The sequence below is a fragment of the Nocardia alni genome (genome assembly GCF_019038435.1).
Lineage (GTDB): Bacteria > Actinomycetota > Actinomycetes > Mycobacteriales > Mycobacteriaceae > Nocardia > Nocardia alni.
The window spans coordinates 1-15,773 of sequence record NZ_JAGPOX010000190.1; the positions used below are offsets into that span (position 1 = coordinate 1).

At 65.7% G+C, this 15,773-nt stretch carries 14 protein-coding genes; 7 read left to right on the forward strand and 7 right to left on the reverse strand.

Annotated elements, in window-relative coordinates; genetic code table 11:
- Positions 1–34: 34 nt before the first annotated feature.
- Both JZ791_RS39970 and JZ791_RS39975 read left to right on the forward strand, forming a co-directional pair.
- Positions 35–493, forward strand: a complete 459-nt coding sequence (locus JZ791_RS39970; protein ID WP_308163405.1) for an ROK family protein — start codon at positions 35–37, stop codon at positions 491–493.
- A gap of 141 nt (positions 494–634) precedes the next feature.
- Positions 635–1,297, forward strand: coding sequence for a hypothetical protein (locus tag JZ791_RS39975; RefSeq protein WP_216902497.1), 663 nt, complete (start codon positions 635–637; stop codon positions 1,295–1,297).
- Positions 1,298–1,336: 39 nt separating this feature from the next.
- Here JZ791_RS39975 and JZ791_RS39980 read toward each other — a convergent pair whose 3' ends face one another.
- Together JZ791_RS39980 and JZ791_RS39985 are read right to left on the reverse strand one after the other, a co-directional pair.
- Positions 1,337–3,022, reverse strand: a complete 1,686-nt coding sequence (locus JZ791_RS39980; RefSeq protein WP_216902499.1) for an MFS transporter — start codon at positions 3,020–3,022, stop codon at positions 1,337–1,339.
- 9 nt (positions 3,023–3,031) lie between these two features.
- Positions 3,032–4,258: an ATP-grasp domain-containing protein gene (locus JZ791_RS39985; RefSeq protein ID WP_216902501.1), complete on the reverse strand. Its 1,227-nt coding sequence runs from the start codon at positions 4,256–4,258 to the stop codon at positions 3,032–3,034.
- Positions 4,259–4,731: 473 nt separating this feature from the next.
- Here JZ791_RS39985 and JZ791_RS39990 point away from each other — a divergent pair, with 473 nt between their 5' ends.
- Both JZ791_RS39990 and JZ791_RS39995 read left to right on the forward strand, forming a co-directional pair.
- Positions 4,732–6,027 carry an ATP-grasp domain-containing protein gene (locus JZ791_RS39990; protein ID WP_216902503.1) on the forward strand — a complete coding sequence of 432 codons (1,296 nt, stop codon included), beginning with the start codon at positions 4,732–4,734 and terminating at the stop codon, positions 6,025–6,027.
- Positions 6,028–6,546: 519 nt separating this feature from the next.
- Positions 6,547–6,942 carry a YbaB/EbfC family nucleoid-associated protein gene (locus JZ791_RS39995; RefSeq protein ID WP_216902505.1) on the forward strand — a complete coding sequence of 132 codons (396 nt, stop codon included), beginning with the start codon at positions 6,547–6,549 and terminating at the stop codon, positions 6,940–6,942.
- Positions 6,943–6,960: 18 nt separating this feature from the next.
- On the opposite strand, the gene JZ791_RS46725 is transcribed toward JZ791_RS39995, so the two are convergent.
- The 4 genes from JZ791_RS46725 to JZ791_RS40015 are packed head-to-tail and all read right to left on the reverse strand — an operon-like array spanning position 6,961 to position 11,653.
- Entirely contained in the window at positions 6,961–7,845 is an 885-nt protein-coding gene (locus tag JZ791_RS46725; RefSeq protein ID WP_216902508.1) for a carbohydrate ABC transporter permease, read from the reverse strand.
- 5 nt (positions 7,846–7,850) lie between these two features.
- Positions 7,851–8,753, reverse strand: a complete 903-nt coding sequence (locus tag JZ791_RS40005; RefSeq protein WP_216902510.1) for a carbohydrate ABC transporter permease — start codon at positions 8,751–8,753, stop codon at positions 7,851–7,853.
- 17 nt (positions 8,754–8,770) lie between these two features.
- Positions 8,771–10,105: an extracellular solute-binding protein gene (locus JZ791_RS40010; RefSeq protein ID WP_216902512.1), complete on the reverse strand. Its 1,335-nt coding sequence runs from the start codon at positions 10,103–10,105 to the stop codon at positions 8,771–8,773.
- A gap of 21 nt (positions 10,106–10,126) precedes the next feature.
- Positions 10,127–11,653, reverse strand: a complete 1,527-nt coding sequence (locus JZ791_RS40015) for an alpha-N-arabinofuranosidase (RefSeq protein WP_216902514.1) — start codon at positions 11,651–11,653, stop codon at positions 10,127–10,129.
- 462 nt (positions 11,654–12,115) lie between these two features.
- On the opposite strand from JZ791_RS40015, the gene JZ791_RS40020 reads away from it, so the two are divergent.
- The 3 genes from JZ791_RS40020 to JZ791_RS40030 all read left to right on the forward strand — a co-directional run bounded on the left by JZ791_RS40020 (position 12,116) and on the right by JZ791_RS40030 (position 14,550).
- The gene (locus tag JZ791_RS40020; protein WP_216902516.1) at positions 12,116–13,303 is read left to right on the forward strand and encodes a dicarboxylate/amino acid:cation symporter; all 1,188 of its coding nucleotides are present in this window, start codon (positions 12,116–12,118) and stop codon (positions 13,301–13,303) included.
- Positions 13,303–14,046, forward strand: a complete 744-nt coding sequence (cuyB, locus tag JZ791_RS40025) for a cysteate racemase (protein WP_216902518.1) — start codon at positions 13,303–13,305, stop codon at positions 14,044–14,046. Before JZ791_RS40020 ends, cuyB begins: the two co-directional genes overlap by 1 nt.
- Positions 14,047–14,367: 321 nt before the next feature.
- Positions 14,368–14,550, forward strand: a complete 183-nt coding sequence (locus JZ791_RS40030; RefSeq protein ID WP_216902520.1) for a hypothetical protein — start codon at positions 14,368–14,370, stop codon at positions 14,548–14,550.
- Positions 14,551–14,581: 31 nt separating this feature from the next.
- On the opposite strand, the gene JZ791_RS40035 is transcribed toward JZ791_RS40030, so the two are convergent.
- A complete protein-coding gene (locus tag JZ791_RS40035) occupies positions 14,582–14,989 on the reverse strand; it encodes a hypothetical protein (protein ID WP_216902522.1) in 408 nt (135 codons plus the stop codon).
- Between the last annotated feature and the right edge of the window lie 784 nt (positions 14,990–15,773).

Below are 15,773 nucleotides of genomic sequence, written 5' to 3' on the forward strand. Positions count from 1 at the left end.
CGGCAGCGTCAGATGTGTATAACATACAGGCCATATCAAGGTCTCCGGCGCGCCCAAGCGCCCCTGTCGCTGCGGCGATCTGCACTGTCTGGAAACCGTGGCGGGTGGCTGGGCGCTGTTGGAACAGCTTGCGGCACAGGGGAAGCCGGTCTCGGGCCTGCCCGAACTGGTGGATCTGGCGCGCGCCGGCGACCCGGACGCGATACGGCTGGTGCGCGAGGCGGGCCGCCGCATCGGCGAGGTCCTGGCCGCAGCGGTCAACCTGCTCAACCCCGCGATGATCATCGTGCGCGGCGACCTGTCCCATGCCTTCGAACCCCTGGCCGCGGGTCTGCGCGAACTCGTCTACCAGCGCTCGTCCGCCGTGGCCACCCGCTCCCTGCGCGTCGAACCCGGAGCCCCCGACGCACCCTCTGGCGTTGCCGCCTGCGCCGCGATGATTCTCGACGAGGTCCTGGCCCCCACCGCGGTCAACGCCCTGCTCGATGCGTGAGGGCCCGACACGCCGGTAGTGGTGACCGAATCGCGGGGATCGGCCCGGTCCGAGGCTCGAGGCTCTGGAATGCCGAACACCGATATAATCGGTGCCCCGATATCCCTGTGAGATCTGCATCACAGTCCTACGATCTTTGCTATGCCTGCCCCGCGGAACGGTTCGACGATGATCGAGGGGCGGGTGGTGTCCGATGCGCCGGGTGGTGTCTCGATCGTCTTCCAGGGTGGGCCCGGGGAGACGCTGGCGGTGGGAGCCCGGGCGGAGGAGCGCGGGGCCCGGTCGTCGGTTCTGTTGGGGCACAAGAACAGTCGGTATCGGATCGGATATTTCGACGGTGCCGTGCTGCGCGCGGAACCGGTGGACGAGACGGGCCTGACGCTGCGGCGTGGCGACGGGAACGCCGTCGGCACGATCCTGCGCGGGGCGACCGTGACGGCGGTGGCCGCGACCGGGGGCACGCTGTTCCACTTCGTGCCCGATCCGGACGAGGCCAGCACCCCGGATCTGTTCCGGCTGGTGATTCTGGATCGGTCGGGGATCGAATTCGGGCGGATCGATGTCATTCGCGGCGTCGGCGGGTGGGCGTCGCATCGCCTGGCCGACCGGAACGGGGACACCTACCTGTGGTGGGACCGGACCGGCGAGTCTCTTGCGGTACCGATCCTGGGCACCCGGGTCGTCGCCGAACATCCGCTGGATCGGATCGAGCGCGATGTGCTGCTCGCCGCGTGCACCGATATCGCACTCGGTCTGCGTCCGTATATCTCGGCGATGCGGCCGGGATGCGGGGCCTGCCGGTGAGCCCGCACCGTCGGCACTGAGCACATAGTGCGGGCCGTTTCACGGGGCGTTCCGAACAGCGGCTTGCCGCGGCCGCGTCGGCGTCGTGGAGGACCTGAGTCTCTTCAGCGAAGGGCCGGGCACGATCCATGTCGGAGCGCGTGATTCGGTGGGGGATTCGAAGGCGTCCCAGTGCGGTTCCACCGAGATGACCGTGGTGGGGGGCTCCGAATCCAGCGCCGCCCAGGGCGGTAGGACAGGACCGTCGGCCATCTCGGACGGTCGGGGGCAGTTGTAGGCGGCGTGGTAGTGGGACAGTGCTGCCCGATAGGACCAGGCCGCCTCGGCATATTGGTAGCGGGCCAGATATGCCCGGCCCAGCCAGCCCTGGGCTTCGGCTTGATAGCGGTGTGCCAGGTCGAGGGAGTGTATGCCCCCGGCCGGACGAGCCGACACCAGGGTTGGCGGACCGCTGTTCTCCTGCGCCGTCGTGGATTCGGGTACTCGCGCCGCGAGTTGTCCGGGCGCGGAGGCGAATCGGCCCCGGGTCTTCTCGGCCCAGCGCACGACCAGCGGCGTGAGCAACCCCGCGACCAGTATGATCGCGCCGACGATAAACCAGCCCAGTACGCCGACCCGGATGCACAACCAGGTCAGCAACGCCGGGCCGATCGAATCGGCCAGGCGGAATCCGGTACCGAATACGCCGAGGTACTGGCCGATCGCATGCTGTGGGGCGAGCCGGTTGGATACCTCGAAACTGCCTGCGGTCTGCCATATTTCGCCGAGACTGATGATGGCCACGCCAGCGCCGAGCACCGCCACCGCCAGCCAGGAAGGCACCGTGTGCGCCAGCGCGAGCACCGCACAGGACACCATGATCGCCCATCCGGAGCGATGCAGGGCGGCCCCGCCGGTGCGTGCGCTGTCGATGCCTCGACCGGCCCGCATCTGAAACACTACGACGATAGCCATGTTGACCATGTCCATGGTGGCGACGGACCAGCGGGGTGCGGAGGTCGCGGTCAAGATCCACAGAGGAATCGCGACCACCAGGATGCGGGCCTGCAGTGACAACAGGCCGTACAACACTGTCAGGACGAGAAAGGGAGGGTCACGGAACACGATCCAGCGATGGTCCCCCGGCCCGCCGGTGTCCTGGCTCGCGCCGAGCGATGGAAGCCGGCGCAGCAGGACCCCGGCACAGCCGAAACAAGCGAGGCTGGAGAGGATCACTACGTGGTAGACCTTCGACGAATCCAATTGTGCGGCCAGCGCGGAAAGCCCCGCCCCGACCGCGAGGCCGACATTCATGACCGTATAGATGTAGGCCCGGAACTCGTTCGGCTTCTCCAGAACCGTCCGAGCGATCATGGCCGAGATCATCAACTGGATACACGCGTGTGCCGCGGCGATCAGCGGCACGACCGCCAGATACATGGCGAATCCGCGCACGACGATCATCGCGCTGGTGGCAGTTGCCGCGGTGGCCAGCGCCACGACCAGCACCGGCACGGGCCCGCGCCGATCCGATATCTTACCGACCACGATGCAACTCAGCACCGAGCAGACACCGGCAACACTGAGGCCCATCCCGATATGCATCGGTGAGATCCGGACGATTCGCGTGAAATACAGGATTCCGCACGACATGTAGATGCCCGCCGCCGCCGTTGTCGCCAGCGTGATCAACGCCAGCGTGCGGCGAATTCCGCGAGGCGGTATCAGTGCGATCGAACCAGGCATGTCAGGGATTCAGGCGTGTGCCGGTTCGACCGGACGACAGTCCATTCGGAACCCGCCGATGGTCCGCCGCACTGCTTCGGTGACCTCGGCGGTGCTGTGGCCACGGAATCGGAATGTGGCGCCGATCTCGAAATAGCCGTGTGTCTCGGTGATGACGGTGCCGGGCTCGGGCACGCTCGAATGATAGGGCCGATATTCCGCCGGCAGGTCGAGATGTGTATGCACGACCGCGCATGGTGGTGTGATCGGGGGATGGATCTGCAAGTCGGCGGTGATCGTATCGCCGGCGAGCGGGGTCGCGTCCGGTAGTCGGCCCATCTGGCAGTCGATGGCCGCTCCGACCAGGTCGTATCCGTGCACCTCACGCCAGAGATCCGTTACCTGGCCGCCGCTGATTCTGGCGCCCACCTCGAGGAATTGTAATCGCGGCCGATCGGCGCCGTCGCCGGCGAAGAATTCGAGATGAAATACCGTCGGCATGCCCGGACTCAGTGCTGCCAGCACCGCGGTGGTGAACTCGGCCAGCGGCTCGTTCAGTCGATCGTCGTCGATTTCCACGCTCGCTAGGCTGGAATTGTCGGTGATGGCGAAATCCAGACAGTTTCCCACGTATCGGGAAGCCCGCCAGGGCCCGAGCCCGGTACCGGTCCACACGCCGTCCACCGCGCCGATGTCATCGGGGCAGAAAAGCTGTACCAGGTATGGCTCGTTCGTCAGATCGGGGACCAGTGACATGTCGTCCGCAGAATCGATGCGGACGATATCGCGACTCGCGGCGCCGAGCCGGGGTTTGATGATCAGGGGATAGCCGTGCACTTCGGCGAATTTCTCGACGGCGGTGGTATCCGGCGCATCGGCGAAGGGGGGCGCCTGGGTTCCGGCGGACGTTACGCGGGTTCCCATCACAAGCTTGTCCCGGAAACCCAATATCTGCTCCGGCTCATATCCGGCGATGCCGAATTCGGCGCGTAATTCTGCCGCGGCGACCTGATCGAATTCACTCAGGGATACGAGATGTTCCGGCGTGCCGAACGTGTGTATCAAATCTCGCATTATGACCGCGGCCTCGGCCATATCGTCGACTATGGCGACTCGGGCAGCCATGTCGGCCGGAATGCCATCGGTCGCATTTCGCATGCAGATATAGGTGACCGAATTGGTGTGGTGATCGATTCGTTCGAGGTAGGGGACCTCGATTCCACGTACACGATGGAGCACGGTGACGTGTGGAAGCATGATTCCTCCGATGGAGCTGACTTGCAGAGGCCCAGTATGCAGCGGCGGTGAACCTTCTGCAACCCTCCGGGTTTCTTCATGGCTATATGAAGCGCCGGGGGCGGCTGTGTGGGGGAGCGATCGAGTGGCGCCGGCGTATAGGCGGTTAATTCGGGGCCAAGAATTCACCATCGGCCGGTATATCGCCGTACCGCGTGCGCCGAGGCCTGCGACGCTCATATGCTGGTCACGATGGCTTCGGCGGATGTTCCGGGCGGTCGGCGCTCTTATCTATGCCGCGAATAACTCCCATTCTTGGGAAGTGCTCGATCGCAGGTTGGTGGGTACGCTCAGCTCGCTGATATCCCGATGAGAGCCCGCCACTGGAGAGGTTCGGCGCGGCGTACGGCCGACGCGGCATATCGATCGCGCGCCGGTTGGTTCGCTTTCCGCAATCTCGGGTGCCGTCTGTGCTCCGCTATTTTCGAGGTTCCATGCCTGTCGCAACAGATCAATCATCCGGTGCAAGCGCGCGTCCGATCATCCTCGTCGTCGGAGCGCGGGATAAATTCACTCGCGAATTCTGTCTCGAGTGGGCGTCGCGGGACTACCGCATCGTGCTCGTCGACACCGAGGTGACCTGGCAGCACTCACTGATCATCGACCATGAGCTCGCCGATATCCGGGACCCGATCGCGGTTCGCGCCGCAGGGCGTGCCCTGGCCGCGCGGCACCGGATCACCGGGGTGCTGACCTGGGACGAGTACGCGCTGGTTCCGGCCGCGGCGCTGGCCGCCGACCTGTGCTGCCCAGGCAATACCGTGCAGGCGATGACGGCGTGCCGGGACAAGGCGACCAGCCGCGAGTTGTTCCTGGACGCTGGAGTTCCCTCGGCCGAATCCGTGCGGGTAACCACACGGGAGACTGCGGCGGTGGTGGCGGCCCGCATCGGATATCCGGTGGTGCTCAAGCCGAGTGCGCACGGCGGCAGTATCGGAGTGATCCGGGTGGACGAACCCGCCGAGTTGCCCGCCGCGTGGGTTTTCACCGCCGAGGGGGCCGGCGGGCAGGGGCCCGAGGGAATCGGAGTGCTGGTCGAGGAGTATCTGGACGGCCCGGAGATCTCGGTGGAATGCGTCACCGTGGACGGGCGGACGACCGCGCTCGCGGTGACTCGCAAAGAGGTCGGGTTCGCCCCGTATTTCGAGGAGACCGGCCATAGTGTCACCGCCGACGATCCCCTGCTGCCGCAGGTCGGCCCGATCGCCGCGGCGGCAGTGCGCGCTCTGGGGGTCACCCAGGGCGTCCAGCATGTCGAGCTGCGGCTGACTGTGTCGGGTCCACGCATCATCGAGGTCAATGCGCGAATCGGCGGCGATATGATCGGCGAACTGGTGCGCTTGGCCACAGGTCTGGATCTGGTTCGGATCGCGGCGGACGTGGCGCGTGGGGTGAGGCCGCGACTGACCGGGTCGGCGCGGGGATGCGCGGCGATCCGGATGATCTATCCGTCGCGCAGCGGGACCCTCGCCGCACGGGAATTCCCTGTGCCCCAGTCCGATCGACCGCAGTGGCTGCACCGGGTCGCCTGGCAGCGCGAGGTCGGAGAGCAGGTGAGCGTGCCGCCGGAGGGCAATCTGTACACCGCGCGAATCGGGTACGTGATCGTTACGGCCGCCGATCCGGATACCGCCCGTGAACGCCTCGAGGAATCCGTCGGGCGGATTGTGCTGGCGGTGGACGATTCCGTGGACCGGCGACAGCCGGAATTGCTGAGCCACAGCGCCTGAGTCCGTGGTCCAGTATATTGCGCCGTTGAACAACGGCCCATTATATTATCGTCAAGCGTGATTCTCGGGGCTGGGAACATAGTGGATAGCAGTTCATCGCGGCGGCACGAATAATCGGGATATGTGTTATGCGTATCGCCTGGAGTATTTCAGGGTGACGGAAAATGACAAGGGCAACGGCAATGGGCAGCGGGAACTTTCACCCTATCCTGTTGTCGGACCCACCGAGGTGCTGTCCCGTGATAATGAATCCGCGCCACCGAGTTGGTGGTCCCGACGGTCTGATACCCGCTCGCCGCATCCACGATTGCACGAATCCCGCACCTCGCCGTCCATCTGATTCGGTGCGGTCACCGCCGGCACTTTCGGCTCGATGCCTCATCGGGGCCGAGGGTGACGCCGACCAAGATCATTGCGATCCGCTGACTCCGCGCGGGTGAGGTTGCCGTCGTGAGCTTCTTGTCAGTGATGGGAAGTCGGGGTCGCCGCGCCGCCCGGGCGGGCCGGTAAAATCTTCAAATGCCCGAATTGGAAGGCAGCGCCGCGACTGTAGGTAACGTCGGCCGCCGCGACCGCCGCTGGCAAATATCGAATGGCTGTGTGGAGGCTGTCGTGGTCGACGATGTTCAGCGCGTGCGTCCGACCGCGTCCGGTTCGGCGGGCGACAATCGAGTTACCGTCGTGGTGGATGCGAATGGTGTGGTCATCGAGACCATATTCAGCGACGATATCGACAATCTGGACTATTCGGAGATCGCCGCGGCGTTTACGCGGGCGCACCAGAATGCCATGATCGAATTGCGCAAGTTCGCGGAACGGGTGGTTCCCGCGCCCGAGAGCCTCGTCGCCGACCCGGCGTTCGACGAAGAGACTCCCGAGGTGTATTCGCGAAGTGTGCTGGACAGGGCGTGGTGAATACTCCGTCAACGGGATTCAGCCTTTGAGACCCGTGCTGGCCATACCCTCCACGATGCGGCGTTGGAACAGGACGAAGACCGCCAGCAGTGGCAGTGCGCCCAGGACCGCCGACGCCATGATCTCGGCGTAGCGCGCGCCGTAGGTGGAGGTCAGGGAGGCAAGGCCGACCGGGATGGTCATGGTGCGGGTCGAGCTGAGTACCAGCAGGGGCCACAGCAGGCTGTTCCAGGTCCAGACGAATACGAAGATCGCCACCGCGGACACCGCGGGTCGGCTCAGTGGCATGTAGATCGTGGAGTACACGCGGAACCAGTTCGCACCGTCGACGCGGGCGGCGTCGCCGAGTTCGGCCGGGATTCCGGCGAAGAACGACAGGAAGACGAACACCGCCACCGGCACCGCGACCGACGGAAGGATCAGTGCCCAATAGGTATTGGTCAGTCCGATCGAGGCGAACTCCTGGAACATCGGCACCATCAGCGCCTGCGGCGGCACGAGCAGTCCGATCAGCAGCAGCCCGATCATGATGCGACGTCCGGCGAATCGCGTGCGCGCCAGCGCGAATCCGGCCATCGAACAGCACACGACCGCGAACAGCGCCGAAATCGCCGCGGTCAGAAAGCTGTTCATGTACCAGGTGAGGATGTCGGTGCTGCCGATGACCGAGCGGTAGGCCGCCAGCGTGGGATGTGAGGTCCACCAGGTGGTGGGATCGAGGGTGATCTCGCCGTCCGGGCGGAACGACAGGTCCACCGTCCACAGCAGTGGGATCAGCCAGATCACCGCGAACAGCACCAGAACCACCGCGCAGAGCGTGCGGAAAGTTCGGCCGCTGCTCACGTGCGGCCCGTTGGTGTCTGTGGCGAACTCTGCTCTGTCCGAGGCGGATTCGATGCTCACCGCGCTCATCCCTTCCTGCCGACGATCCGTCCGGCCACCAACCACAGCGCCGAAACGGCAAGTATGACAACGAGATAGACCAGCGACGCGGCATCCGCGTAGCCGGCGCGATAGTCGGTGAAGCCGGACTCGTAGATGTATTCCAGCGCCGGTCGGGTGGAGAAGTTGGGCCCGCCGTCCAGCACCAGATAGATCTGGTCGAACACCTTGAGCGAGGCGATCACCTGCAGGGCGACCACCAGGACGGTGGTGCGGCTCAACAGCGGCACGGTGATATGCCGGATCGTCGCCCATCCGCGTGCGCCGTCGACCGCCGCCGCGTCGTAGACGTCGCGCGGAATATCCTGTAGCGCGGCAACATACAGCACATAGTTGAACCCGATCGTCCACCACAGCGTCAGCAGCGTCATCGAGATCATCGCCCAGCCCGTCGAACCCAGCCAGTTCGGCGGGCTGATGCCGATCGCGCTGAGCCAGGTGGTCGCCAGGCCGATCTGCGCGGCATAGACCAGGCCGAAGATCAGCGCGACCGAGGCCGACGGTATGACGTACGGGGCGAAGAACACGAAGCGGTAGAACCCCCGGCCGCGGCGCACCCGCTCGGTCAACAGCGCCAGCAGCAGGGAGATCGCCACCAGCGGAATCGTCGTGTAGAGGGTGAACTGCACGCTGTGCCACATCGAGGACCAGAAATCCCCGCTGCTCAGCACCTCGGCGTAGTTGCCCAGCCCGCGGGCGCTGCCCAGCCCGGAATGCGCGATGCTCGTGTTGAACAGGCTCATCACCGCGCCGTAGACGAGCGGGCCGAGGAAGAACAACACGTAGAACAGCAGGAACGGCAACGACAGATACAGGCCGCTGCGCCGCCCCTGCCGGGCGTCCGCGTCGCTGCGGATGGTGACTGCCATGGTGACTCCTGCGCTGGCTAGGCGGGTGAAGGGATCTTGGCGTACTGCTCGAGATTGCGTCGCATGTCCGCCAGCGCCGCGCGGGGCGCCAAGCCTCCCTGTTGCAGGGCCGAAACGGCCTGGCCCATGAAGATTTCGAGATCCGAGCCGGAGCCCGAGTACCAGGCCGGTTCGTCGTAGTGCACGCTGTCGGCGACGTAGGCGTACGACGACTGCGGGACCATCGACCTGTAGGCCGCGCTGTCCCGCACCGGGGTGAAGGCCGGAATATGTCCACCCGCGGCCCAGATCTGGCTGTGCTCGAGCATGGTTCGGATGAACTCCAGTGACCGGGTGGTCTTCGCCGGCGTCCGGCCGGCGTCGTGCGGCAGCACGAAGGTATGCGAATCCGCCTGGCACGCATATTTATCGCCGAAGACGTGCGGGAACCCCGTCATGCCGAAGGGCGTCTTGTTGGTGAGATAGACGGTCACGTCCCACTCGCCGTCGAACATGAATCCGGCCGCGCCATTGGAGAACAGCACCGGCACCCCGGTGTCGTCGACCTCGGAGGCCATGAGTCCCTCATCGACCATGGTCTTGATGAAATTCAGTGCGGTCAGCGCCTTGTCGTCGTCCAGGACCACGCGGGATCCGTTGTCCGTGAGCACCGTCCCGCCGAGCTGCCAGTACAGCGTGGAGAACAGCCGCCAGCACATGGCCGGATCGGAGATGTCCGCGGTGACCACGCCGTACTTGCCGGTCACCTTCTTGGCGGCGCGCAGGGCGCTCAGCAGATCATCGGCTCCCGCAATGGTTTTCAGCGTGCCGTCGGGCTCGAGCAGCCCAGCCTTCTTGCACACCTCGGTGTGGTAATAGAGCACGTAGGGATGGGTATCCAGCGGCACGGCATAGAGGGTGTCCCCGACATGGCAGCGCTGCCACGCCGCGGAGGTGAATTTATCCGGGGTGAGGCCGAATCGGGCCAGATCGGCGGGTGCGATGGGGTCCAGCAATCCGGCCTGGGCCAGCGGGGTCATCCGGGTGGCGTGGGAAATGGCCACGTCCGGCGGCATTCCGCCGCGCGCGGCCAGGGACAGCTTGGTGTAGTAGGGGTTTCCCCAGGCGAGTGTGACGGCGTCGAGGTGTGTCTCGGGATGGGCGAGCTGATATGTCTTCTGCAGCGCCGTCATTCGCTCGCCGTCGCCGCCGGTGAACAGATTCCAGTAGGTCAGGGTGCTGCTCGGCGGGGCCGCGCCGTACAGGCCGGTTGTCAGTGGGGATCCGCAGGCCGACAGGGCCATGGCCGTCGCGCCCAGGCCGAGGGTCGCGCGCAGTAGGTCGCGGCGGCCCAGGCCGCTGTGTTCGTACACCGTCGTACTCCCGTGTCGTGCTTATCGTGCCGAAATCCGCAGGGCCGCCCACGATTCCGCGGGCAGCTCGACGGTGACGGTGTTCGTGTCCAGCCGTGTGCCCGGCAGGGGCCGGGCGACCTCCCGCGCCGCCGCGGCATCCAGGGGGCCCTTGTGGTCCGCGACGATCACCGTCGCGGATTCGACTGTGGTCCAGGTGATATCGCCACGCAGCTCGATGCGCGCGGTGATCGGATGCTCGGCCCGGTTCGTCACGAAGACCGCGGCTCGCCGGAGTTCGTCGTCGTAGGCGGCCGCGGCCGCGGCCACCGGGACATCACCGTATCGGTCGGTCGCGAGTTCGGGGCCGCGGACGCGGCCGACCAGGCTCACCCCGTGCGCGCTCGCGGTCACCGCGGCGATCGGCGCGAATATGGACTGCCGCCAGGCCGATCCGTCGGGCTCGGTCATGATCGGCGCGATCACGTTGACCAGCTGCGCGAGGCAGGCGACCGCGACGCGGTCGGCGTGGTTCAGCAGGGTGATCAGCAGATCGCCGACGACCACGGCGTCCAGGGCGCTGTAGACGTCCTCGATGCGGGGGCCGCTGGTGTCGATCTCGAGGTTCTCGGTGCCCGGAAAGTCCTGCTGGTACCAGACGTTCCACTCGTCGAAGGAGATTTTGGGCCGGGCCCGGCTGTGTTTGCGCGCGGCCACCGCGTCGATGGTCGCGGCGACGTCGTCGATGAATTCGCCCATCCCGAACCCGGAGGCCAGGAAGCTGCGCCGATCGCCGTCGAGCTCCTCGTAATACGCGTGCATCGACACGTAGTCGACGACATCCCAGGCTATTTCGAGCGAGGTGGACTCCCAGTACCCGAACGTCGGCATCCGGTGATGTGAACTGCCGCAGGCCACCAGCTTGATATCCGGATCCACGAGCTTCATCGCCTGCCCCGCCTGCGCGGCGAGCCTGCCGTACTCCTCGGCACTCTTGTGTCCGGTCTGCCACGGCCCGTCCATCTCATTGCCCAGGCACCACAGCTTCACCCCGTAGGGATCCTCGGATCCGTTGCCGCGGCGCAGATCCGACCAGTAGGTACCGCCTTTGACGTTGCAGTATTCGACCAGGTCGGCGGCCGCCTCGATGCCGCGTGTCCCGAGGTTCACCGCGAGCATCGGCTCCACCTCGCGCCGCGCGGCCCACCGCAGGAACTCGTCTGTCCCCACCTGGTTGGTCTCGATCGACCGCCACGCCAGGTCCAGCCTGCGCGGCCGCAGATCTCGCGGCCCGATCCCGTCCTCCCACCGGTATCCGGATACGAAATTCCCGCCCGGATACCGGATTACGCTGATCCCAAGCTCATCGATCAGCTCGGCCACATCACCACGGAACCCCTCATGGTCCGCGCTGACGTGGCCGGGCTCGTAGATCCCGGTGTACACACACCGCCCCATGTGCTCGACGAACGACCCGAACAGCCGTCGATCGATCGCCCCGCGATGGTGTTCGAGATCGAAGATGATCGTCACCACCGCCGCAGGGTCGCGGGCATCGTCATCGGCCATAGGGAACTCCCACTAGGTGCGCGCTAAATGTTAACGATCACATCTGTGCTGTGGGTCACAGAGTAAGTCGTGGGTCCAGCTCGGGTCAAGGGTCGGCGCCGAAATCGTCTCGACCACAACGTCGCTCGCCGATGGCTGGGCTTTCTGGGGCGGGGCGCACGGGGCTACCGATTCGGCCAGGCGGGCGCGTTCACCTGGGTGTCCGCGTGCCATGCAGTCCGACCGTTATAGCGTCCCGTTATTCAATGTGCCGTCAATCAGATGTAAGGTTTTTCCGGGAGAACGACTGGGGTGTCCTTCGTCTCGATGACGCCGACCAGTTGGACCGCGTTGCTGCGAAGACCTGTACATCGAGATGATCGTGGGGCACCGATGAACGTCGCTTACCAGATTTCTGCTGCCAGGCCGAGGCTGAGCCGACTCCGGGCCGCAGTCCGCTGGCCGTGGCGGATCCCCATAGGAGTGCAATCCCTGTTCGCCGCGGGCATCGGCGCTCTGGTCGGCGCCGTCGCCCCGAGCGTGGGCGTGCATCTGGGATGGCTGAGCACCCTGTTCATCGCCCTGCTTCAGATGATGGTTCTCCCACTGGTTTTCCCGGTGGTCGCCGCGACGGTCGCGCGGGTTCCGTCGATCAGGACCGTCGGCCGTCTGGCCGCCGGATCGCTGACCTTCTTCCTGCTCGTGACCACTGCGGCACTGCTGATCGCCGCATTTCTGGCCGCGCTGTGCCACGTGGGCGCCGGCGCCGTGGGCAACGTCCCGTCGGTGGCGCGGCCCCGGCTCGGCGCCGTGCTCCCGGGCCTCGGAGCGCACGGTCTGCCGACAAGTGTCTTCGCCGCGTTCGCACAGGGAAACATCATCGTTGTCACTGTGTTCGCGCTGGTCCTGGGCGCCGCACTGAGCGCGATCGGTGCGGCTGCCGAGCCGGCCACCGCCGTGCTGGAATCTTTTGCCGAGGCGATGGTCGTGATAGTCGGCTATGTCATCCGCGCCGCGCCGCTCGGAGTGTTCGGCATCGTCGGTTACGACGTCGCGCATTACGGATTCACGAAGTTGTCGAGCCTGGCCGGCTTGATCGCCGTCATCTTCGCCGGGATGGCCATCGTCACCGGCATCCTGTTTCCGTTCATAGCGGCTATCTTCGGCGTCGACTACTGCCGAATGCTCAGAGTCATAGGCGGTTCGGTGGGTCTGGCGTTCGTCACACGAAGTTCGCAGACCGTTCTCGGCCCCCTGCTCACCGGGTTGGAGCAGTTCGGGATCGGCAGGGTCGCAGCGTCTTTCGTCGTCCCGCTCGGCTACTCGTTCAATACCGTCGGATCCGTCGTCTATCAGGCGGTGGCACTCGTCTTCCTGGCGAACGCCTACGGCATCGGCGCCTCCGTATCCACCGTCCTGGTCATCGTCGGCCTGCTGGCGGTCCTGTCGAAGGGGATGACGGGTGTCGCGTCGGCGTCGTTCGTCATCCTCATCGGGGCGGCCAAGGCCATCGGGCTGCCGCCCGACGCAGTCGCCGTGGTACTCGGCGTGGACTTCATCGCCGACATGCCAAGCGCGGCGGTCAATGTCATCGGTAACGCACTCGCGGCCGCGGTCATCGATGCGTCGATGCCGAAGCGCCCGGCGGCCCAGTTGCCGGTGGCCGCGTGATGAGCCCGGGCGTGGAGCCGGTCATCGGCGTACTCGGTGGTATGGGCCCGGCCGCCACGGTGGATTTCTATGCCAAATTGGTCGCTGCCACCCCGGCCGATGTCGACCAGGATCATCCGAAGGTAGTGATCTGGGCCGACCCATCGATACCCGACCGAACTCTCGCACTGACCGCCGGTGGACCGGATCCCACGCCGTGGCTGTTGCGGGGCGCGGAAATCCTCCGCTCCGCCGGAGCGACGATCATCGGAATTCCGTGCAATACCGCCCACGCCTTCCTACCCCGAATCGAATCACGGTTGGGTGTCCCCGTCGTGCACATGATTGATCAGGCAGGATGTCATCTGGCCCGGATGGTCCCGCGAGTCAGCCGCGTCGGCCTGCTGGCCAGCACGGGCACGGTGCAGACCGGCCTCTACCAGGATGTGTTGTCCCGGTACGGTTTCACCACCGTACTTCCCGGCGCCGAGCTCCAGACCGGCCTGGTCATGCCCGCGATACGTGCGATCAAAGCCGGCCGGGCGGGGCCGGAGGTCGTGGGACCGCTGAGGGTGGCCGCCGACGACCTGATCGCCTGGGGCGCCCAGGTCGTCGTCGCCGGGTGCACCGAAATCCCGCTCGTGCTACGGCCGGACGATGTGGGATGTCCGTTCGTCGACCCCGCGTACCTGCTTGCCCGAACCTTGGTCGAGTACGCGCGCGCCGCGACGCCCGCCGGGCTTGCTCGACCATGTACGGGGTGACCTCGGTAAGTGCGCCGTAACGCTCCTCATTACCGTCCCGCAGCCGCCTCGGCACTTCTCCCATCCGGTGGCGCCACCGCAGGGCGGCAGCTCGCCTATCCCTCGCAGGCCCCGCCCGGGCAGCAGCCGTACCCGCCCGGGCCGGCGCAGTCTTATCCGGGCTCATCCCGGGCTGCTCCGCAACAGACGTGGCGATCGGCTGGGCCGCAGCAACACCCGGTACGGCGCAACCCGACCCGAATCTGAAGGACAGGTTCCTCGCAATCTGCGGTCCGTATCTCAGGTATCCGGGGAGCAAGTGCTGTTCGGATGCTCAAATGGATGACCAATCCGATCGAGACACTGGCGGAGCGGGGTGCGCAGAAGCTGACCGAGGCCGCTGGTCGAAAGGGCGGTCAACTGCCGCAGACCCGACCGAATGAGTCACTCGCGCAGTGTCAGGGTGCGATCCCGAGCGCGATGGCTACAGTCGGCCAGGACCGCTGCAATTCCTCGGCCCAGTAGCGCCAGGAATGGGTGCCGGTTGGCCGGAAGCTCAGAGTGGCCGGAATGCGCAGTTGCGCCAGCCGGTCGTCGAATTGGCGGGTGCAGGTGTCGGCGCCGGCCTCGAGCGGGCGCCGAACAGGATCGTGTCGCCCAGGTCGGCGCGGCCGGGGACGTCGTATTCACCAGGCAGCCCGGTGCCGGCCGAGAGGTAGATCACGGTGCCGCGCAAGGCGTCGGCGTGCGAAATCGGGTCGTGAGCGCGCCAGTCGTTGTTATCGTGTCCACCGAACAGTTTGTCTGAGATGTCGGCTGTGATATTCCCGCCGTAATTGAGAAGTGGTATAACATTATCCCGGTCACCGATTTGGCGATAGATTTGCCGTTCCTGCCTGCGCACCCGACGTTCACTCAGCACGGACGCGCGGGCGCTGCCCGACACCGAATTGGGCAGCACCATCAGCTATGCCGGCGTGACGTGCTCCGGCGGCGGCCGCGGCGGCACCTCGTGCTCATCGAAGGGCCACAGTTTCACCTTCGGCTGGTCTGGCACGGAAACCAATTGATCAACGCCTGACCACTTTCCGAGCCTCGATCCCGGCTCGATGACGTACTAATTCTCACCACCTCTGCGGACTCCGGAAATTCTCGGTGCCCCCGCAGGCTGGCGATCAGGCCCATGGCCTGGTTGACCCGCTGAGATAGTCCGCGTCCTCGAACAGGGAGCCGCTGAGGGACATTTCGGTGGGGCCGAAATCCTCGCTGGCGTGCACGACGATTTCGCTGAGGGGCTCGGCCGGCAGAATCGGAGAAGTCTCGGGCGGCGGCGCAGTTGATACTACTTCAAGTTTTATTCAGCGCGAAGGCGGTCAGCGCCAGACCGGTGGGATCGCTCTGCGCAATGCCGGGTTCGCCTTCCTGGTCGCCTGTATTGTGCTACCGATGGCAGCAATTGGCTCTGCTGTGGGCGATCGGTCAGTACATGGGTGTCTCCAGTACCGGACTGCGCTTGGCTGTGAATCGATGTCGGTGTTGTCGTCTGGTACGTCACCGGGGGCCATACTGCTGAGCGCTGGGCTGCTCGCGCCCAGACCATTCCCGCCACTGGGAATGGCCCGGGTGGGGGTGTTGCATTGGGCAAGCGATGCCCGAGCCGATGGGGATGAGGAGGGTTACTCGATGGTGGATGTGCCGCCACTGGTGGAGCAGGTAGCGGATGCGGCCGGCGAGGCACGGGAGATGGC